At 65.0% G+C, this 20,176-nt stretch carries 16 protein-coding genes; 10 read left to right on the top strand and 6 right to left on the bottom strand.

Translation table 11 applies throughout. The features are described 5' to 3' along the window. Positions 1–8: 8 nt before the first annotated feature. Together BLP96_RS04430 and BLP96_RS04425 are read right to left on the bottom strand one after the other, a co-directional pair. Positions 9–359, bottom strand: coding sequence for an antibiotic biosynthesis monooxygenase family protein (locus BLP96_RS04430; RefSeq protein WP_089683543.1), 351 nt, complete (start codon positions 357–359; stop codon positions 9–11). A gap of 229 nt (positions 360–588) precedes the next feature. Then, positions 589–1,359, bottom strand: a complete 771-nt coding sequence (locus BLP96_RS04425) for an SDR family oxidoreductase (protein ID WP_089683540.1) — start codon at positions 1,357–1,359, stop codon at positions 589–591. A gap of 239 nt (positions 1,360–1,598) precedes the next feature. On the opposite strand from BLP96_RS04425, the gene ada reads away from it, so the two are divergent. Then, positions 1,599–2,714, top strand: coding sequence for a bifunctional DNA-binding transcriptional regulator/O6-methylguanine-DNA methyltransferase Ada (ada, locus tag BLP96_RS04420; RefSeq protein ID WP_089683538.1), 1,116 nt, complete (start codon positions 1,599–1,601; stop codon positions 2,712–2,714). A gap of 93 nt (positions 2,715–2,807) precedes the next feature. Continuing rightward, complete coding sequence (locus BLP96_RS04415) at positions 2,808–5,903, top strand: bifunctional diguanylate cyclase/phosphodiesterase (RefSeq protein WP_245682159.1); 3,096 nt, start codon at positions 2,808–2,810, stop codon at positions 5,901–5,903. Between the two features lie 18 nt (positions 5,904–5,921). Here the strand turns inward: BLP96_RS04415 and BLP96_RS04410 are convergent, their stop codons facing one another. Both BLP96_RS04410 and nfo read right to left on the bottom strand, forming a co-directional pair. After that, positions 5,922–7,211 carry an MgtC/SapB family protein gene (locus BLP96_RS04410; protein WP_089683534.1) on the bottom strand — a complete coding sequence of 430 codons (1,290 nt, stop codon included), beginning with the start codon at positions 7,209–7,211 and terminating at the stop codon, positions 5,922–5,924. 84 nt (positions 7,212–7,295) lie between these two features. Continuing rightward, a complete protein-coding gene (gene nfo, locus BLP96_RS04405; RefSeq protein WP_089683533.1) occupies positions 7,296–8,138 on the bottom strand; it encodes a deoxyribonuclease IV in 843 nt (280 codons plus the stop codon). A 299-nt stretch (positions 8,139–8,437) separates the two neighbouring features. Here nfo and BLP96_RS04400 point away from each other — a divergent pair, with 299 nt between their 5' ends. From BLP96_RS04400 to BLP96_RS04370, 8 genes are all read left to right on the top strand, one after another. After that, positions 8,438–9,649, top strand: coding sequence for a TRAP transporter substrate-binding protein (locus tag BLP96_RS04400; RefSeq protein WP_176761458.1), 1,212 nt, complete (start codon positions 8,438–8,440; stop codon positions 9,647–9,649). A 136-nt stretch (positions 9,650–9,785) separates the two neighbouring features. After that, on the top strand, positions 9,786–10,397 hold the full coding sequence (locus BLP96_RS04395; protein WP_089683531.1) for a TRAP transporter small permease subunit: 612 nt from the start codon (positions 9,786–9,788) through the stop codon (positions 10,395–10,397). Next, on the top strand, positions 10,394–11,815 hold the full coding sequence (locus BLP96_RS04390) for a TRAP transporter large permease (protein ID WP_089683529.1): 1,422 nt from the start codon (positions 10,394–10,396) through the stop codon (positions 11,813–11,815). The genes BLP96_RS04395 and BLP96_RS04390 overlap by 4 nt, the downstream gene beginning before the upstream one ends. Beyond that, positions 11,805–13,160 (top strand): amidase, encoded by a 1,356-nt coding sequence (locus BLP96_RS04385; protein WP_089683527.1) that lies wholly within the window; start codon positions 11,805–11,807, stop codon positions 13,158–13,160. Before BLP96_RS04390 ends, BLP96_RS04385 begins: the two co-directional genes overlap by 11 nt. Next, positions 13,157–13,318, top strand: coding sequence for a hypothetical protein (locus tag BLP96_RS20085; protein ID WP_176761457.1), 162 nt, complete (start codon positions 13,157–13,159; stop codon positions 13,316–13,318). The genes BLP96_RS04385 and BLP96_RS20085 overlap by 4 nt, the downstream gene beginning before the upstream one ends. A gap of 71 nt (positions 13,319–13,389) precedes the next feature. Further along, a complete protein-coding gene (locus BLP96_RS04380) occupies positions 13,390–13,857 on the top strand; it encodes a LexA family protein (RefSeq protein WP_089683525.1) in 468 nt (155 codons plus the stop codon). After that, positions 13,854–15,131, top strand: coding sequence for a Y-family DNA polymerase (locus BLP96_RS04375; protein WP_089683524.1), 1,278 nt, complete (start codon positions 13,854–13,856; stop codon positions 15,129–15,131). Before BLP96_RS04380 ends, BLP96_RS04375 begins: the two co-directional genes overlap by 4 nt. Positions 15,132–15,185: 54 nt before the next feature. Then, positions 15,186–15,833 carry a metallophosphoesterase gene (locus BLP96_RS04370; RefSeq protein WP_089683522.1) on the top strand — a complete coding sequence of 216 codons (648 nt, stop codon included), beginning with the start codon at positions 15,186–15,188 and terminating at the stop codon, positions 15,831–15,833. Between the two features lie 88 nt (positions 15,834–15,921). Here BLP96_RS04370 and BLP96_RS04365 read toward each other — a convergent pair whose 3' ends face one another. Further along, positions 15,922–18,972, bottom strand: a complete 3,051-nt coding sequence (locus BLP96_RS04365; protein ID WP_089683520.1) for an efflux RND transporter permease subunit — start codon at positions 18,970–18,972, stop codon at positions 15,922–15,924. Between the two features lies 1 nt (position 18,973). Further along, positions 18,974–20,092, bottom strand: a complete 1,119-nt coding sequence (locus BLP96_RS04360) for an efflux RND transporter periplasmic adaptor subunit (RefSeq protein WP_245682158.1) — start codon at positions 20,090–20,092, stop codon at positions 18,974–18,976. Positions 20,093–20,176 lie beyond the last annotated feature (84 nt).

The raw sequence follows: 20,176 nt of genomic DNA, 5'->3' as shown, positions 1-20,176 counted from the left end.
GTGAGCGTTCACGCGGTGTCATGCCGCTCTCGGCTGTCGGCAGGTGCCTGTTCGCGTTCGTGCATGCCGTAGTCGCGCATTACCGCCGCCACGCGCAGCCGGTAATCGTCGAAGACCACGTTGCGGCCCTGAGCCTGGGCGGTACGGTGGCGTTCTAGCTGGCGCCACTGGGCGATGGCCTGCTCGTCGCGCCAGAAGGAGAGCGAGAGGATCTTGCCCGGCTGGGTAAGGCTCTCGAAGCGTTCGATGGAGATGAAGCCATCGATCTCATCGAGCAGCGGGCGCAGGCTGGCGGCGATGTCGAGGTATTGCTCGCGGCGGCCGGACTGGGGAATGACTTCGAAGATAACGGCGATCATGGGAGTCCCGTGTTGTCGTTGTGCGTTTCAGGTCACGCTCTCATCGTAACCTCGATTCAGAAACGGCACGAAGCACAAGCCGTAGCCGAAGGGTCGGGACAGTGGCGAAGCGTTACCCCAGTAAGTAAGTGCTTACCGGGGCGCCGGTCGCTGTCTGCAAGGTAGCAGGGGCTCGGACAGTCGCTGCCCATGAAGCGGTGCTCGCGGGAGCGGCACCGCTTCATCTCAGTCAGGTGCGATTGATGGAGACGCCACCATCGACCAGCATCGCCGTGCCGGTGACGAAGCTGGCGTCGTCGGAAGCCAAGTAGAGCGCCGCTCGGGCGATCTCCTCCGGCGTAGCCATGCGCTTGAGCGCGTGAATGCTCTCAACGAATGCCTGAACTTCCGGTCCGGCGTCGGGGGCGTTGGTGATGCTTGCGGGCGTATCGGTGCCTCCCGGCAGCAGCGCGTTGACGCGGATGCCTTCGGGTCCCAGCTCCGCGGCGAGGCACTTCACCAGGCCCAGAATGCCGGCCTTGCTTGCGGCGTAGGCCGCCATGCCGGGCATGCCGGCGGTATGGCCGACGAAACTCGAGGTGAATAGCAGGCTGCCGCCACCTCGCTGTAGCAGCGCCGGAATCTGATATTTGGCGCCCAGGAAGGCGCCGGTTAGGTTGGTTTCCATGACGTTGTGCCAGTCATTCGGCGCCATGTCCTGCAAGGGCGCCATTGGCCCGACGATGCCGGCATTGTTGAAGGCAATATCGAGCCCTCCGAAGCGCTCGAGCGCGGTGGCGACCAAGCGCTGGGTCAAGTGCTCGTCGCATACGTCCCCGGCGACGGAAACGGCAGTGCCGCCGTCGCGCGCGATCGCTTCGACCAGAGCATCGAGTTCGTTCTGTCGGCGAGCGCTCACTATGACGTTGGCGCCTGAGCTGGCGAATAGTCGAGCGGCGGCATGACCGATTCCTGAGCTGGCACCAGTGACGATGGCGACTTTATCGATGAGTTGTTTCATAGCGGTATTCTCCAGGGTAGGTGCAGGATCGTTTGTGATCCCTTGCCGACTCTGACGGCGCTCGGGTAGGCGCTCACTCCGCTTCTTGCCGTCAAAAAACCGGTCGCTCGATGGTGCTATGCTGCGAATGCTGCGAGGAGGCGGGCTCGTTTCGAAAGCAAGTAACGGAGTGTGCCAGGCGGGTCCAGGGCTCATCCTGAACTCCTGAAGAACGTCGAAGCCACAGCAGGGGTTCCGCCATGAACGAGACATTCACCGACTCACACGTCACCTTCGATTCCGATGAGGCGAAATGGGCAGCGGTGCTGGCCCGCGACGCCGCGGCGGACGACGCTTTCGTCTATGCAGTGCGTACCACCGGAATCTATTGTCGCCCCACCTGCGCATCGCGCCGGCCGCGCCGCGAGAATGCCGAGTTTCACGCCGATGCGGCCACCGCCGAGCGTGCCGGTTATCGCCCCTGCCAGCGTTGCCGGCCTCAGGATATCTCGCTGGCTCAGCGCCATGCCGCGAGCGTTGCCCGCGCATGCCGGCTCATCGAAACGTCCGACGAACTTCCCTCGCTCGACGAACTGGCACGAGCCGCCGGCCTGAGTCGTTTCCACTTTCATCGTGTGTTCAAGTCGGCAACCGGTTTGACGCCCAAGGCGTATGCCGCGGCGCGGCGTGCCGAGCGAGTGCGGGACGAACTGCTGAACCGCGACACGGTGACCGAAGCGATCTACGAGGCGGGGTACCAATCCAGCGGACGCTTCTACGCCGCTTCGACGCATATGCTCGGCATGACGCCGCAGAGCTACCGTTCGCAAGGAGAGGGCATGGAGATTCGTTTTGCCCTGGGAGAGTGTTCGCTCGGTACCATTCTGGTGGCGGCGAGTGAAAAGGGCATTTGTGCCATTTCCCTGGGGGACGATCCGGAACGATTGCTGCAGGCGTTCCAGGACCGCTTCGCCAACGCCACCCTGGTTCCAGGAGGTAAAGACTTCGATGCCTGGGTGGCCCAGGTGGTGGGCTTCGTCGAGGCGCCCGACGTCGGGCTGTCGCTGCCGCTGGACATACGCGGTACCGCCTTTCAGCAGCGGGTATGGCAGGCGCTGACCGAGATTCCCGTGGGCGCCACGATCAGCTATGCGGAATTGGCGGAGCGAATCGGATCTCCCAAGGCGGTGCGCGCCGTGGCCAGTGCCTGCGCCTCCAATCCCATTGCGCTGGCCATTCCCTGCCACCGGGTGGTGCGCAGCGATGGCGCGCTCTCGGGGTATCGCTGGGGCGTGGATAAAAAACGCGCCCTGCTCGAGCGTGAAAGTCGTCAGGCATCGGATTCGAAAAATGCCCCGGTTCGAGAGAGCAGGTGATCTTGATGAATGACAATGCTTCTGAGGATGAGCCTTATACTCGCGTATCGGATAGACTCACATGCAACGGATTGGCGCGAGTAAGGCGATTTGATGAGGGAGCTTTCAGCGGTGGCGCCGGCACCGATAGCCAACGGCAGGCGGCGTACTTACCGGCGACGGGCCATCGCCCTTTACCTGGTGGCGGTGTGCGTGATGGTCTCCACCCTGGCGTGGGTGCTGATCGACCAGTATCGGCGTGACCTCGAAGACGGCAAGGCGGATCTGCAGGCGCGGGCGGACCTGGTCGCCGAGTGGGTGGCGGGCTACTTCGCGCTGAGCGAACATTCTCTGAACGGCATGGTGCAATGGCTGCAAGTGTCGTCTTCGGAAGGGGGTGACGAGGCCTCCTTCTCGCCACGGCAGCTGGCTGCGTATCTGGCCGGACGCCGAGACAGCATCGACTTCGTCAATGAACTGAGCCACGTCGACTCTCAGGGTCGCGTGGTGGCTTCCTCCAACAGCGTGCTGCCATCGGGATTCGACGTCAGCGAGTTGCCTTTCTTTCGTCCTTTCCAGCAAGATTCCGACCGCCAGGAAACGGTAACGCCACTTTACTGGTCATCGCTTTCGCAGGCTTTCCGGGTGGTGCATGCCCGCCGTCTGGAAGGCAGCGATGGTACCTTTCAGGGGGTCGTTCTGAGTCAGCTCGACCCGTCGATATTCAGCGAGGCGTTGGATCGGCTGAGCATGACCGCCGGAGAAAGCCTCGCCATTCTCGACAGCGAAATGCAGCTGGTGGCTCGCCGGCCGGCGTTCGATACCGATGCCACAGACGGCGTGCTGGGAATGCAGGTCGAGGAACCGCTGACTCATGCCTTCATCGAAAGCGGTGAAATGAGCACCAGCGTGCGCGTGCCATCGCCGCTGGATGGCGTCGAGCGGCTTTACTGGATGCAACGCGTCGCGGAATTGCCCTATGCGGTCGTGGTGGGCGCCGAAACGGAAGTGCTGCTGTCCGGCTGGCATGAGCGTGCCCGGGGGCTCAGTGGCCTGGCCCTGCTGGTGGCGCTGCTGGGCGGCGTGGCGGTGCGCCACTATTTCAGCCGACTGGACATGGAGTCGGCGTTGCATCAGAGGCTGCTGGAACGTGAACGCGCCCAGCGCGAGGTGCAGGAGCGCGAGTCGCGTCTGGCCGCGCTGGTCTCCTCGATCCAGGACATGATCTTCGTGTTCGATGCGGCGGGGCGATTCGTCTACATCCATGCGCCCGATCATCGTCAGTTGATGCTCGAGCCCGGAGAGGTCCTCAACCGCCACTATCGCGACGTCTTGCCGCCCTTCATGTCCAAGCCGCTGGAGAAGGCGTTCACGACCCTGCAGACCGACGACCAGCCGCTGGAATACGACTACCAACTCACCCTGGACGGCCAGGTCCGTGACTATCATGCGGTCGTCAGTCCGCTCGCCGAGCATGGCGATAGCTTCAGCGGCGTGCTGGCGCTGGTGCGTGACGTAACGCAGACGCGCGCCACCGAGGCTCAACTACGCATCGCTGCCACGGCGTTCGAGACGCATCTCGGCATGATGATCACCGATGCCGAAGGGGCGATTCTCAAGGTCAACGACACCTTTTCCCGCATCACCGGCTATTCCGAAGAGGAAGTGCTGGGCCAGCACCCGCGGCTGCTGTGGTCCGACCGACACGACGAGCGTTTCTACGAACGGCTGTGGGCGAGCGTAAAGGGGCAGGGCAGCTGGCAGGGCGAGATATGGAATCGCCGCCGTAACGGCGAGGTATTCCCCGAGTGGATGACCATCAGTGCGGTGAACGACGAGAGCGGCGAGCTGACCCATCTGGTGGCGACCTTCAGCGACATCAGCGAGCGCAAGGCCGCCGAAGAGGAAATCCATCAATTGGCCTTCTTCGACTCGCTCACCGGCTTGGCCAATCGCCGCCAATTGCAGGATCACCTCGACGCCGCGCTCCGGGAAAGCCGGCGCAGCGATCAGTACACGGCACTGCTGTTCATCGACATCGACAATTTCAAGCAGGTCAACGACACCCTGGGCCACCATCAGGGCGACCGGTTGTTGCAGCACGTGGCCAAGCGACTCGACCAGGTGCTGCGCAATACCGACACACTGGCGCGCATCGGCGGCGACGAGTTCGCCGTGCTGCTGCGAGGGTTGGGCACCGATCAGGATCGAGCGGCCAGCATCGCTGAGCGAGTGGCCAACAAGCTGCTGATGGTGCTTCCCTCTCCCTGCTGGCTGGATGGGGAGAGCGTCAAGGTGACCGGCAGCATCGGCATTACCCTGTGCCACGGCCAGGACGCCGACGGCAGCGTGCTGTTCCAGCAGGCGGACATGGCGCTCTTCCAGGCCAAGGACTCCGGCCGCGATACCTTGAGTTTCTTCGATCCGGGCGTGCAGGCACGGCTTCAGGAGCGTGCCGGATTGGAGAACGACCTGCGCCAGGCCTTGGCGCGCCGCGAATTCCAGCTGCACTACCAGGTGCAGGTGGACGCGGTGGGCAATGTCACCGGCGTCGAGGCGCTGTTGCGCTGGCCGCACCCCGTCCGGGGGTGGGTGTCACCGGCCGACTTCATTCCCCTGGCCGAAACCAACCGGCTGATCATCGAGATCGGCGATTGGGTGCTGGAAACCGCCTGCCGCCAGTTGGCCGTCTGGGCGCAGGATCCTGCCACGGCCGGGCTGAGCCTTTCGGTCAACGTCAGCCCAGAGCAGTTTCGCGAGCCCGGTTTCGTGGCTCGAGTGACGTCCCTGCTCGAAGAGAGCGGTGCTCCGCCCGAGCGCCTGGAACTGGAAGTCACCGAGAGCCTGTTCGTCGAACACCCCGAAGAGGCCCGTGAGACCATGCAGCGACTCAAGGCCCGGGGCGTTACCTTCGCCCTGGACGACTACGGCACCGGCTATTCGTCGCTGGCCTATCTCAAGCGGCTGCCCCTGGACAAGCTCAAGATCGACCAGTCCTTCGTGCGCGATCTGCTGGAAGACGAAGCGAGCGCCGCGATCATCGCCAGCACCATCGCGCTCTCCCACAGCCTCAAGCTGGCGGTGATTGCCGAGGGCGTCGAAACCCCGGCGCAGCGCGACTGGCTGGTGGCCCATGGCTGCGAACACTATCAGGGCTTTCTGTTCGGTCGGCCCATGCCGGTCAATGCGCTCGATCTGTCGCGGCGCTGAGGGTTGCGTTGACGTCTCTCAGCCAACCGCTCCCCACCAGGCCAGCAGCAGCCCCACCAGCAGCGAGACGCCCATGGGCGCGGCGACGTGGCGGGCCAACTGGTGGGTGCCGAAGCCGGCGGCCAGCCCCGCCTTGACCAGGTTGTTCACGGCAGCGGCGATGACGATGCCCACCACGGCCGTGTCGGCATCGATTCGCTCCAATGACATGCGGGTCAACGACAGGGTGATGGCGTCCACGTCGGCAACGCCCGATGACGCCGCCAGCAGGTAGATGCCGGCTTCGCCGAGCCATTCGCGCAGCCATTCGCCGAGCACCATGATCAGGGCCAGCAAAGCCCCGAAGAGCAGGGCGGCGCGCAGCTCCAGCGGGTTCTGGGTCAGCTGTGGCCGGTCGACCTTGAGCTTGCGACGCTGGGTCCACCACAGCATCAGCGCCGGCACGTAGAGCGCCAGCCCCATGACGGCGATCGGCAGCAACAGGTCGGGCAGCAGACTCGGACTGACCACGGCGGCATACAGCAGGATGCGTGGAAACATGGTGCCGCAGGCGAACAGTATCCCGGCGGCCAGCATCGGCCCGAGTTCGCTCACCTGGCGCGACTGGCGCGAGAAATGCAAGGTCAGGGCAGTGGATGAACTGAGTCCGGCGAAGAGTCCGGTGAAGAGGATGCCCTTCTCGGCGCCGCCGACGCGGATGGCGAAGTAGCCGATGAAGGAGATCGACGCGATCATCACCACCAGCCACCAGATCTCGTAGGGATTGAGCACCCCACCCGGGCCCATGCCGCGGTCGGGGAGCAGCGGCAGCATCACCGCGGTGATCAGCAACAGCTTGAGGCCGGCATCCAGCTCATGGGACTGCAGTTGATTCAACAGCCCGTGTATCTCGCGCTTGTTGTCGAGGATCACCGCCGTGATCACCGCGCCGGCGGTGGCCAGAGCCAGGTCGATGGCCACGGCGATGGCCCCGAAGCAGAAGGTGAGCAGCAGCCCGATGAGGCCGGTGATGCTGAAATCCCGGCTCTCCGTCATGCGCGCTCGCCATGCCACCAGGCTGATGCCGGTCACGGCCAAGAAGATCAGCGGAAAGGACCACTGGCTCACCTCGGCGGAGAGCAGCGCGGCAATGCCGCCGAGCAGCCCCACCAGGGCATGAGTGCGGACGCCGGCCACGCGTTCGCCGGGCCGCTGCTCGCGGGCCACCCAGCCGCGCTCGATGCCGATCAGCGCGCCCAGCAGCAGCGCTACCGACAGTTGAATGACGGTTTCATTGGCGGTGATGAACTGGCTGGCGACGTCGTCCATGGCGAGCGGTCGGCGCTCCTTGGCGGTAGGTGAAGGCCGGTATCGTCATGGTCGCGTGCGACGTAGGCGGCTGCAACGTTGTCGTTACTCCTGCTGAGCGCGCAGCCAGGCGATCTCGTCGGCCCACAGGCTGGGATCGATGGTCTCGAGGATCATGGGGATGCCGTCGAGCCGGGAATCGCGCATCAGGGTAGTGAAGGCTTCGAGTCCGATGTTGCCCTGGCCCAGGCTGTGGTGGCGATCGACACGGCTGGCGAATTCGCTCTTGGCATCGTTGAGGTGCATGCCGCGCAGGTACTCGAAGCCGACCACGCTGCCGAATGCATCCAGGGTGTCGGTGCAGGCCTGCGGCGTGCGCAGGTCGTAGCCGGCGGCGAAGGCATGACAGGTGTCGATGCACACTCCGACCCGCGACTTGTCATCGACCTGTTCGATGATCTCGGCCAGGTGTTCGAAGCGCCAGCCCAGATTGGTGCCTTGGCCGGCGGTGTTCTCGATCACCGCGGTGACTCCCCGGGTTCGATCCAGAGCGAGATTGATCGACTCGGCGATGCGCGTCAGGCATTCGGCCTCGCTGATCTTCTTGAGATGGCTGCCGGGGTGGAAGTTGAGCAGCGTCAAGCCCAGCTGTTCGCAGCGTTGCATCTCGTCGAGAAAGGCGTCGCGCGACTTGGCCAGACCGGCGGCATCGGGGTGGCCGAGATTGATCAGGTAGCTGTCGTGGGGAAGGATCCGTTCGGGGCCGAAGCCGTGCTCGCGACAGGCCGTGCGGAAGGCCTCGATGGCGTCATCGGCAAGGGGCTTGGCGTGCCACTGACGCTGGTTCTTGGTGAACAGGGCAAAGGCATCGGCGCCGATTTCCACGGCGCGCTCGACCGCCTTGTCGGGGCCGCCCGCGGCGCTGACATGGGCTCCTAGGTATTTCATGACGCTATTCCTGCACGCGAAGTTGGAGAGTCGGCAGGGTAACACGCCGGAAGGTTGGCCATGAGGTGGCGGAAGGATTCAGACAATAGTGCCGTCAGCATAGCCAGCACTGCACGGCTTGAATAATGCCGCGTTTCAACGCTGTTCCAGCAGTGGAAAATGGACCTTTTCGTCAGGCTCTCCTTTACTGTAGGCGAAGTGCCTTTGCTGCACTTGGCGGCCTCTTGTCCCTATGCCGGTAGGCCGCAAACCATAACGACAACGCTCAACGCTGTGTACGCAACGAAGAGGAAACAACAATGGATAATCGTACAGACGCCAGCAAGAATCCGAGCACGACCATCGCAACGACATCCGACGCCTCGCTACCCACTGCCGGTGGCGTGACCGAGAAACCCACTTCGCGGCGGCAGTTCCTCAAGGGCGGCCTGATCGCCACCGGCGGCGTGGCGGCCAGCACCATCGGTGCGCCGGCGGTCCTGGCGCAGAGCCCCATCGTCGTCAAGATGCAGACCTCGTGGCCTTCCGGCGACATCTGGATGGACTTCGCCCGCGAATACGTCGATCGCGTTCACCGCATGTCGGGAGGTCGGTTGCAGATCGATCTGATGCCGGCCGGTGCCGTGGTGGGCGCCTTCCAGGTGCTCGATGCGGTCGCTGACGGCATCCTCGATGCGGCCCACTCGGTGCCCGTCTACTGGTACGGCAAGCACAAGGCGGCCTCTCTGTTCGGCACCGGCCCGGTGTGGGGCGGCGATGCCAACACCATGCTCAGCTGGTACTACCAGGGGGGCGGCGAGGAACTCTACCGCGAACTGACCCAGGACATTCTGGGGCTCAACCTCTACGGCTTCTTCGGCTTCCCCATGCCGGCCCAGCCGTTCGGCTGGTTCAAGAACGAAGTCAACAGCGTCTCCGATGTCGAGGGGCTGAAGTACCGTACCGTGGGCCTGGCCGCCGACCTGCTGCAATCCATGGGCATGAGCGTCGCTCAGCTGCCCGGCGGAGAGATCGTGCCGGCCATGGAGCGGGGCGTCATCGATGCCTTCGAATTCAACAACCCGTCCTCCGACATGCGCTTCGGCGCCCAGGACGTCGCCAAGAACTACTACCTCTCGTCCTACCACCAGGCCAGCGAGTCGTTCGAATTCCTGTTCAACAAGGATTTCTTCGACGACCTGGACGAGGATCTGCAGGCCATTCTGCGTCATGGCGTGGAAGCCGCCTCCACGTCCAATACCGCCTCGGCGCTGGACAACTACTCCGCCGACCTGCAGGCGCTGCAGGAAGAGCACGGCGTCACCGTGCACCGCACCTCCAAGGAGATCCTCGACGCTCAGCTCCAAGCGTGGGACGAGCTGATTCCTCAGCTCGAAGAAGACGACTTCATGCGGCGCTGCATGGAGAGCCAGCGCGAGTGGGTCGAGCGCGTCGTGTATTACGAACTCATGAACAAGCCCGATCTGGCCCTGGCCTATGAGCACTACTTCCCGGGCAAGCTGAACCTCTGATTGCGCGGCGCCGGCCTCCTCGGTTTTACTCCGGGGAGGCCGAATGGCGCCTGAATGGAAGGTTCATCGTCTTTCACGCGTGGCGTGGCGGTCGGCTGATCGCCACGCCAGCCGATCCGGTAGGTGTGCTCGCATTATGATCAACGTCATTCGTTTCATCGATCGCTTGACGAGCTGGTTCGGCCGGGCCTTTGCCTGGCTGATCCTGCTCATGGCGTTCGGCATGGGCTACGAGGTGGTGTCGCGTTATGCCTTCAACGCGCCTACCGCCTGGTCCTTCGACATGTCCTATATCCTGTATGGCACTCTCTTCATGATGGGGGGCGCCTACACGTTGGCCCGTAACGCTCACGTGCGCGGCGACTTCCTCTATCGGCTGTGGCAGCCGCGCACCCAGGCCAAGGTCGAGCTGGTGCTCTACTTCATTTTCTTCTATCCCGGTGTCACGGCGCTGGTCATCGCCGGCTGGAAATACGCCGAGCGTTCCTGGCGCTACATGGAAGTGAGCACTTTCTCCCCGGCAGGCGTGCCGATCTTCCACTTCAAGACCATGCTGATGGTGGCTGGAATCCTGCTGTTCATCCAGGGGATCGCCCAAGTGTGCCGCTGCATCATATGCATCCGCACCAACGAATGGCCACCCAGCGTCGAAGATGTCGAAGAACTGGAAGACAAGTTGATGCGTCAGGCGGCGACGGGCGAGTTCGACACGTCGCACGAGACTGCCCAGGGGAGAGACGACAAATGACGGATCCTCAGATCGCTATCATGATGCTGGGGATCTTCATCCTCATCATCTTTCTCGGATTTCCCATTGCCTTCACGCTGATGGCGCTGGGGGTCATCTTCGGTTATTTCGCCTACTTCAATCCCGGGCGCATGTGGCGCGACTACGACCGCGCCGTGGAAGCCGGTGCCAGTAACTTCGAGCTCATCGAGACCTGGATCGGCGGCTTATTCAACAACCGAATATTCGACCTCTTCGTCAACCAGACCTATTCGGTCATGGCGAACGAGGTCCTCACGGCAGTACCGCTGTTCCTGTTCATGGGCTACATCGTCGAACGGGCGAACATCGTCGACCGGCTTTTTTCGACGCTCTACATCGCCGCCAAGCGGCTGCCCGGCTCCATGGCCGTAGCGGCGCTGATCACCTGTGCGCTGTTCGCCACCGCCACCGGCATCGTCGGGGCGGTGGTGACGCTGATGGGGCTGCTGGCCCTGCCGGCCATGCTCAAGGCCCGCTACGACAGCAGTTTCGCCTCGGGCGTGATCTGCGCCGGCGGCACGCTCGGCATCCTGATTCCGCCGTCGATCATGCTGATCGTCTATGCGGCGGCCTCGGGCGTCTCTATCGTGCGCCTCTATGCCGGGGCACTGCTGCCGGGTTTCCTGCTTGCCGGGCTCTATCTGGTCTACATCATCGGGCGGGCGTTGTTACAGCCCTCGGTGGCACCCAAACCGCGCGAGGAAGACGTCGGCGACGTGCCCACCGGAAAGCTGATTCTCATGGTCGTCACCTCCTTCGTGCCGCTGGCGGTGCTGATCATGGCGGTGCTCGGTTCCATCCTCTTCGGCCTGGCCACGCCCACCGAAGCGGCCTCGGCCGGTGCGCTCGGCGGCCTGCTGCTGGCGGCGGTCTACCGGGCCTTGACCTGGCAGCGGCTGCGCGAAGCGGTCTACCTCACCATGAAGACCACGGCCATGGTGTGCTGGCTGTTCGTCGGCTCCTGGACCTTCTCGTCGGTGTTCTCCTATCTGGGCGGCGAGCACCTGATCACCGAGTTCGTCACCGGACTCGACATCTCGCCGCTGACCTTCCTGCTGCTGGCGCAGTTCATCATCTTCCTGCTCGGCTGGCCGCTGGAGTGGTCGGAGATCATCATCATCTTCGTGCCGATCTTCCTGCCGTTGCTGCCGCATTTCGGCATCGACCCCCTGTTCTTCGGCATCCTGGTGGCGCTCAACCTGCAGACCTCGTTCTTGACGCCACCCATGGCGATGTCGGCGTACTACCTCAAGGGCATTGCGCCGCCGCAGGTGCAGCTCACCCAGATATTCCGCGGCTGCATGCCGTTCCTGGCCATGGTGTTCCTGGCCATGATCGTGCTGTACAACGTGCCGCAGATCGTCTACTGGCTGCCGGAGGTGGTATATGGGAACTAAGCAGGATCGTGCCCAGCAACTGGCCGCACTGACGGCCCGCGAGGCGGCCCGACGCATCGCCGAGGGGGAGCTGACTTCGGCCGACCTGGTCGCGGCCTGTCTCGACGTCATCGACGCCCAGGAGGAGGAGGTCCAAGCCTGGGCCTTCCTGGATCGCGACAAGGCCATGCTCGAGGCCAAGGAACGCGACCGGCGACGCCAGCGCGGCTTGCCGATCGGCCCGCTGCACGGGGTCCCCGTGGGGGTGAAGGACATCATCGACGTCAAGGGCATGCCCACCGGCAACGGCACGCCCATCGACGAAGGACGGCGGCCTTTCGAGGACGCCACGGTGGTCCGTCGCCTGCGCGATGCCGGCGCGGTCATCCTCGGCAAGACGGTGACCACCGAGCTGGCGTACTTCCATCCGGGCAAGACGCGCAACCCGCACGATCCCTCGCGCACGCCGGGCGGCTCCTCCAGCGGGTCGGCGGCGGCAGTGGCGGCCGGCATGGTGCCGCTGGCGCTGGGCAGCCAGACCAACGGCTCGGTGATCCGGCCGGCTGCCTACTGCGGGGTGGTCGGCTTCAAGCCGTCCTTCGGTGCCGTGCCGCGCACCGGCGTGCTGACCCTGGCACCCAGCCTCGACCAGCTCGGCATCTTCTCCCGCTCCATCGAGGATGCCGCCCTGATCGAGTCGCTCATGGGGCCGGACGACCGGGACGACGATGCCCGGGAAAACCCGGGGCCGCTCACCGCCACCACGTTGGCGGAGCCGCCGGTGACGCCGGCCCTGGCTCTCGTGAGGACGCCGTTCTGGGAACGTGCCGATGCAGCCATGCGCGATGCCTTCGGCGAGCTGGCGCCGGCCCTGGGGGACGCCGCCACCGAGGTGGAACTGCCCGAGCCGTTCGGGCGCGGCGTCGGCTGGCTGGGCGGTGTGATGGCCGCCGAGATGGCGCGCAACCTCGGCCATTACGTGGACCGAGCTCCGGACCAGGTCAGCGAGAAACTGCGTGAACTGGTAGCCGATGGGCGAGCCATGCGCGCGCCCGATTACCTGGCGGCCCGCGACATGCAGCAGGTGTTGCGCGACTCGCTGGTTCCGCTCTTCCACCGCTTCGACGTCATCGTCACGCCGTCGGCCACGGGGGAGGCCCCTGTCGGGCTCGACAGTACCGGCGATCCGGTCTTCTGTTCCCTATGGACCTTCTGCGGCATGCCGACCATCAGCCTGCCGCTGATGACCGGCCCTAACGGAATGCCGATCGGCGTTCAACTGGTGGCGCCACCGGGTCAAGATGCTCGCTTGCTGCGCACCGCGCGCTGGCTGGTGCGCACCCTTTCGCAGGAGGCTGGATCATGACCGACAAGATACTCGCCGGCGTGGCTCTGCTCGGGCTGCTCGCCTTTCTGATCACGGTGCCGATCTTCGTGCCGCACGTCGACCTGATACTGTTCACCCTGGGCTGCCTGTCACTGGCCGCGTACGACTTTTGGCGGGAGCTCTTCAGTCGTCGCTGAGCGCACGATCCATCTTGCCAAGGCAGGACGTCTGCTGAATACTGTATGGAAAGACAGTGTCAGGAGGCGTCATGTCGTTCGCAGTCCGCAGGTCGCCGCACATCGTGGCGTGCGCTGTCGTCGAGCCGTCCGCCGGCGCCCAGCCTCTTCTCGGCTGTCGGGTGCGCGCGGGTTTTCCCAGCCCGGCCGACGATCATCTCGATGTCGAACTCAATCTTCATGAGTACGTGGTACGCCGTCCGGCCTCCACCTACTTCGTGCGCGCCGAAGGCGACTCGATGCAGGGCGACGGCATTCACGACGGCGACCTTCTGGTGGTGGATCGCGGCCTCGAGCCGCTGCCGGGCCGGGTGGTGGTGATCGCCGTGGATGGCGAGCCCACCGTCAAGCGCCTGGTACGGGATGGCGAGCGCATGCTGCTGGTGGCCAGCAATCCGCGTTTCGCTCCCATTCCGCTGGCGGGACGCGAGTGCCATGTATGGGGCGTGGTCACCCACGTGGTGCATGCCCTGCCGGCGCTGTCGGGAGGGCACGAATGATCGCCCTGGTCGATGCCAACAGCTTCTACGTCAGTTGCGAGCGAGTCTTCGATCCCTCCCTCGAGGGGCGGCCGGTTGGGGTGCTCTCCAACAACGACGGCTGCGTCGTCGCCCGCAGCACCGAGCTCAAGGCGCTGGGCGTTGCCATGGGGGCACCGTTGCACCTGTTGCCGCCGGCCATCCGACGGCGGGCGGCGCTGTTGTCCAGCAACTATGCACTGTACGGCGACATGTCGCGGCGTGTGAATGCGGTACTGGGCGAGTTCTCGTCGGACGTGGAGGTCTATTCCATCGACGAGAGCTTCGTCGGACTCGACGGCTTCGATCCGGGGAGCCTGGAGGCACACTGCCAGCGTTTGCGCGAAACGGTACGCCGTGACACCGGCATTCCCGTTGGCGTGGGCGTGGCGCCCACCCGGGTGCTGGCCAAGTTGGCCAATCGGGCGGCCAAGGCAATGCCCGCCTACGAAGGCGTGTGCCGCTTGGAGGCCGATGCCCCGGCCACCCGAGCGTTGCTCATGCAGCTGCCGGTCACCGAGCTATGGGGCGTGGCGCGGCGCACCGGCGAACGGCTGGCGCTGATGGGCATCCACACCGCCTGGCAACTGCGCGAGGCCGACCCCAAGCGGATACGCCGCGACTTCTCGGTGGTGCTCGAGCGCATCGTCTGGGAATTGCGCGGTCATCCGGCCATCGAGCTCGAGGATCTGGCCGAGTCGCGCCAGCGTCTCATGGTATCGCGCTCCTTCGGCCGTTTGACCGGCGAGTATGACGAACTCGCCGCGGCGTTGCGCCAGCACGGCGCCCGTGCCGCCGAGAAGCTGCGCGGCCAAGGCAGTCTCGCTCGAGCGGTGATGGTCTTCTTGCGCACCAATCCGCACCAGGTCCACGAGCCCCAGTACGGCAATCGCCTGGTGGTGCCGCTAGCGCATGCCAGCGACGACACCCACGAGCTGCTGGCCGCGGTGCGCCGTGCTCTCGCAGCCCTGTATCGTCAGGGCTATCGCTACCAGAAGTGCGGCGTGGCGCTGCTCGACCTGGTCGACCGTGAGCGCCGCCAGCTCTCGCTGCTCGAGGCGGCTCACGACGAGGTGCAGCGACGGCGCAGCACGCGCCTGATGGCCGCGGTGGATCGCCTCAATCGCGAGATGGGCCGGGACACCGTGCGTTTCGGTCTACCCTGCGAGAACAGCGCCTGGCAACTGCGTTGCGAACGGCTCAGTCCGCGCTACACCACGCGCTGGAACGAACTGATGAAGGTCAAGACAGGGTGAAGAGCGGCGTTCGGTCGACTAGCCTGTCGACGCGACGAGCTGCAAGGAGCGTCGATGATCCATCGTCATGCCGAAAACCGACACGGCCGGGATTTCGTCGTCGGCGACATCCACGGAGAGTACCGACTGCTCGAGGCGGCGCTGCACCGGGTCGACTTCCAGACCGAGCGTGACCGGCTCTTTGCGGTGGGCGATCTGATCGACCGAGGGCCGGACTCCTTCGCGTGTCTGGCGCTGGCCCTGGAACCGTGGTTCTTCGGGGTGCGCGGCAATCACGAAGCGCTAGCCGCGGCGGCCCTCGGCGGCGGCGACTGGGGCGCGTGGCTGATGAACGGGGGGACCTGGGTGCGCGACCACGACCGGGATGCGGTGCGCCGGCGGCTCGCGGCAGCGCTGGTTCGGTTGCCCCTCGCGCGCGAGGTCGCCGTCGCCGGCAAGCGGCTGGGCATCGTGCACGCCGAACCGCCGCCCGACTGGTCGCAGGTCGAGACGGCCGACGAGGCACTGGCGCATCGGCTGGTATGGGGGCGCCGACGTATCGCCAGCCAAGACACCACGCCGGTAACCGGGATCGATGCCGTGGCGGTAGGGCACACCATCGTCCCCGAGCCGGTGCGGCTGGGAAACGTGCACTACCTCGATACCGGCGCCTTCGACACCGGCCGGCTGACGCTGGTCGAGGCCCGCGATCTGGTGGAGTGACACGCTCGGGTTCCTGCGGCCGAGCCACCGACCTCCGGCCGCCACGTCTCGATCACGCCTGACAGGTCGCCCGGAGGGTGAGCGGCCGTCACGCTTTGCCGTCCTCCGGATGGATCCGGTAGAGCACGCAGTAGACGACCGGCAGCACCACCAGGGTCAGCAGGGTGGCCACGCCCAGCCCGCCGATCAGGGCCACCGCCATGCTGGCGAAGAAGGCATCGCCGATCAGCGGCAGCATGCCCAGCATGGTCGTCAGGGCGGCCATGGACACGGGGCGTACGCGGCTGATGGCGGCGCGCACCACGGCGGAATAGGGCCGGTCGTGCAGCGGTAGCTGCACATTGATCTCCTCGACCAGCACGATGGCATTCTTGAGCACCATGCCAATCAGGCTGAGGGTGCCGAGCAAGGCCATGAAGGAGAACGGCAGGCCGCTGATCAGCAGAGCGCCGACGACACCGATGACGGTCAGCGGCACCAGCGACCAGATCGCCAGCGGCTGACGCCAGTTGTTGAACAGCACCACCGTGATGATGAACATGATCACCAGACCCAGCGGCAGCGACGAGAAGAGTCCGCTCTGCGCCTCGCTGGACGTCTCGTGCTCGCCACCCCACTCCAGGCGGTACCCCGAGGGCAGCTCGAGCGCCTCGACGTCCGAGCGGACTCGCTCCAGCACGCTGGCGGCGGTGACGTCGCGCAGTGGGTCCGGTTCGGCATAGACGGCCAGCATGCGTTGCCGGTCGCGCCGCAGGATCAGCGGGTCGGCGACCTCGGTGTCGATGCGTTCGATGACCTGGTCGGCGGGGATGTAGCGCCCCCGCTCCGCACTCCAGACGTTCAGCGAGCCGAGGTCGTCGACGTCATGCCGCTGCTCCGGAACGGCCCTGGCGACGATGGGGATCAGGTCGCTGCCGTCACGGTAGGTGCCGAGGCGGACACCGGTAGTGTTCATGGCGAGCGTGTCGGCCAGGTCGCTGCGACTGACGCCCAGCCGTCTCGCCGTGTCTTCGAGGAACACCGGTTCGATCGCCTGCACCCGGTTGCGCCAGCTGTGGCGAACGCTCGTCGCCAGCGGCTCGTCGCGGAAGATGGCTTCGATCTCGCCGGCCAGCCGGCGCAGCGTCTGCGGGTCGCTGCCATACAGTCGGGCTTCGATCTTGGCCTTGGGCGACGGGCCGACTTCGAGTGGGGCGATCTTGAAATCCGCCTCGGGATGGCGGCGTTCGAGTTCGCGCTCGACGTCGGCCATGCGCGCGTGCTGCGAGGTCTTGTCGTCGGTCTCGACGATCAACTGGGCATAGCTGGCATAGCGGTCCTCGGGGGAGTAGGGCAGCGTGAAGCGCTGGGCACCGCCGCCGATGGTCGTGGTCAGATGACGGATGTCCGGCATCTCCATCACCGCGTCTTCCAGTTCGCCCACTCGCTTCGCCGTCTCGAGAATGTCGGTGCCTTCGGGCGTCCAGTAATCGACGAAGAAGATCGGCGTGTTGGAGGCCGGGAAGAACGCATTCTTGACGAAAGTGAAGCCATAGCCGGCGCTGGCCAGCAGGGCGACGACCAGCAGCAGCGTCAGCCAGCGCAGGCGGATGCCCAGGGTGATAAGGGTTCGAAAGCCTCGGTAGAGCATGCCCCGGTAGGGATCATGGTCGGGATCTCCCTGGCGGCTGTTGCGGAAGAACATCCGGAAGAAGAAGGGAGTCAGCGTGAGCGCAGTGATCCAGCTCAGCAGCAGCGAGTAGAGCAGCACGAAGAACAGCGAACCGATGAATTCGCCGGTGGTGTCCGGCGACAACCCGATCGGCGCGAAGGCGGTGATGGCGATGACCGTGGCGCCCAGCAGCGGCCAGGCGTTCTGGCGAACCACCTGGTGGGCCGCATCGCGCACCGAACTGCCGCGCTTGAGCCCGACCAGCATGCCCTCGGCGATCACGATGGCGTTGTCGACCAGCATGCCCAGCGCGATGATCAGCGCCCCCAGTGAAATGGTCTCCAGTTGCAGACCATGGATGCGCATCATCATGAAGGTGCCGATGATGGTGATCAGCAGGATCGAGCCCATCAGCAGGCCGCTGCGCCAGCCCATGAACACCATCAGCACCAGAATGACGATGGCGACCGCCTGAGCCAGGCTGATCAGGAAACCGGAAACGGCATCGTCGACGACCTGGGGTTGGTCGTAGACCACGTTGAGCTCCATGCCCAACGGCGTCCGGTTCTCGAGTTCGGCCAAGCGCCGATTGAGCCGCTCGCCGACCTCCACGACATTGACGCCGCTCTCGAAGGAAACGCCCAGCGACAGCGCCTGTCGGCCCATGTCGCGATACAGCTGCTCGGGTCGGTCGGTTTGGTCGCGCTCGATATCGGCGATATCGCTCAGCCGTACCAGGTTCCCGTTGCCTTCACTGACGATGAGGGCGCGCAGATCCTCGACATCGGCGGCACTGCCGGTGGGCGTGATGCGAAAACGGCGGCCTTCCTGCTTCAGGTGGCCGGCATCGCTGACGGCGTTCTGCGTTTGCAGCAGCTGCTGCAGGCGTTCGGGCGGAATGTTCAAGGAACGCATCCGCTCCCGGTCGAGCTCGACGAAGATGCGTTCCTCGCGGGCCCCCGTCAACGACACCTTCTCCACGCCATCGACCAGAGCCAGCTCGCGCTTGAGGAAGTCGGCATGGTCCTTGAGGTCGGCCATCGAATAGCCTTCGCCGGTCAGATTGATCATCCAGCCGAAGACGTCGCCGAAATCGTCGTTGATCCGAGAGCGCTGGGCACCGGGCGGCAACTGGCCCTGCACATCGTTGACCTGTCGCCGCAAGGCATCCCAGAGCTGCTGGAGCTCCTCCTCCTGCACGGTACTTTCCAGTTCCACGGTGATCTGCGACAGCCCATCGGAACTGATCGAACTGATCCGCTTGATGGCGCGCATCTCCTGGATGGACTCTTCCAGCGTCGCCGTCACCTCCTGTTCGACCTCCTCCGGCGTAGCGCCGGGGTACGGGGTGATGACCAGCGCATTGCGGATGGTGAACTCGGGAAACTCGAGCTGGCCCAGGTCCAGGAACGAGAGCGTGCCGCCGACCAGCAGCACCAGGGTCATCAGCCAGCTGACTGCCTTGTGGCGCAGAAAGTAGTCGACCATGTCAGAGCCCCGGCTCCTTCTCCCAGGGAGTGACGGTCAGGTCGTCGTGCAATCGGTGGGCACCGGCAGCCACGATACGCTCGCCGGCGGCCAGCTCGCCGCTGATCTCGAGGCCCTGGGAAGTCAGCGTGCCCACCTCGACCGGAACGGGCTCGACGCGGTCGGGAGGGCTGAACCGCCAGACCCGCGCCTGGTCGGGGGATGCCTCGGGATAGCTGACGGCCCCGGCGGGAACCCGCCATACCGTCGATTCGCCGTCGTCCATCCAGGCGTTGAGGTCGAGCCGAACCGTGGCGCTCATGCCGTCGAGCAACAGAATGTCGTCCGGCTGCGGCAGGGTCAGGGTGACCTCGTAGGCCAGGGTGTCGTTGCTGGCCTGGGTCGTGTACGACTTGAGCCGCGCCAGGTACGGGTCGCCATCGCGCGAGAAGCGCACCTCATGAGCCATCTCGCCGAAGAACGGCGAGCCATGGGTGCCGTTGCCGTCACCCGGGTTCGATACGTCAAGGCGTCGGACGATCTGTTCGGGAAGGTGGAACACCACATCCAGCTGGCCCGGCTGCTGGATGACCGCCACGGTTTCCTGTACCTGCACGAACTGGCGGCTGTCGACGGGAACCCTGGCGATCACGCCGTCGTAGGGAGCCCGCAAGCGGGTGTGTTCGACATCCTCCTGGGCCTGCTCGAAATTGGAGCGAGCCGCCTGGAGTTCGGTCTCGGCCTCGTCGAAACGCGCCTGGCTGATGGCACCGCGCTCGGCGGTGTAGCGCATGCGTTCATAGGTGGCTTCGGCGAGTTCCAGGCTGGACCGGGCGCTGTCGAGCCGGCTGCGCACGGTGCGGTCGTCGATGCGAGCGATGACCTCGCCGGCCTCGACGCGCTGACCGGCCTCGACATCTAGTTCGAGCAACTCCCCCGCCATGCGGAACGACAGGTTGCTGCGCGTCGCGGCTTCCACGCGGGCGGGAAAGTGGCGTACCCGACTGGCGTCGCCGTCATCGAGGGTCACCAGCTTGACCGGCCTGGGAGCCTCATGGCCGGGCGCTTCCTGCTCCTGGCAGCCGCTCAATGCCAGCAGGGCCAAGCTTGCACCGAACAGGCGACGGACGATGACGAACACGTGAAACTCCTTGGCAGCGGGCATCGTGGCAGGCATCGGAATTTCACTGACATTCATGAATGTCAGTGAAATGATAGGCTAACT

The organism is Billgrantia gudaonensis, assembly GCF_900100195.1.
GTDB classification, from domain to species: domain Bacteria; phylum Pseudomonadota; class Gammaproteobacteria; order Pseudomonadales; family Halomonadaceae; genus Halomonas; species Halomonas gudaonensis.
The sequence above is the reverse complement of the archived record's forward strand: the minus strand, read 5'-3'. Positions and strand labels throughout refer to the sequence as shown.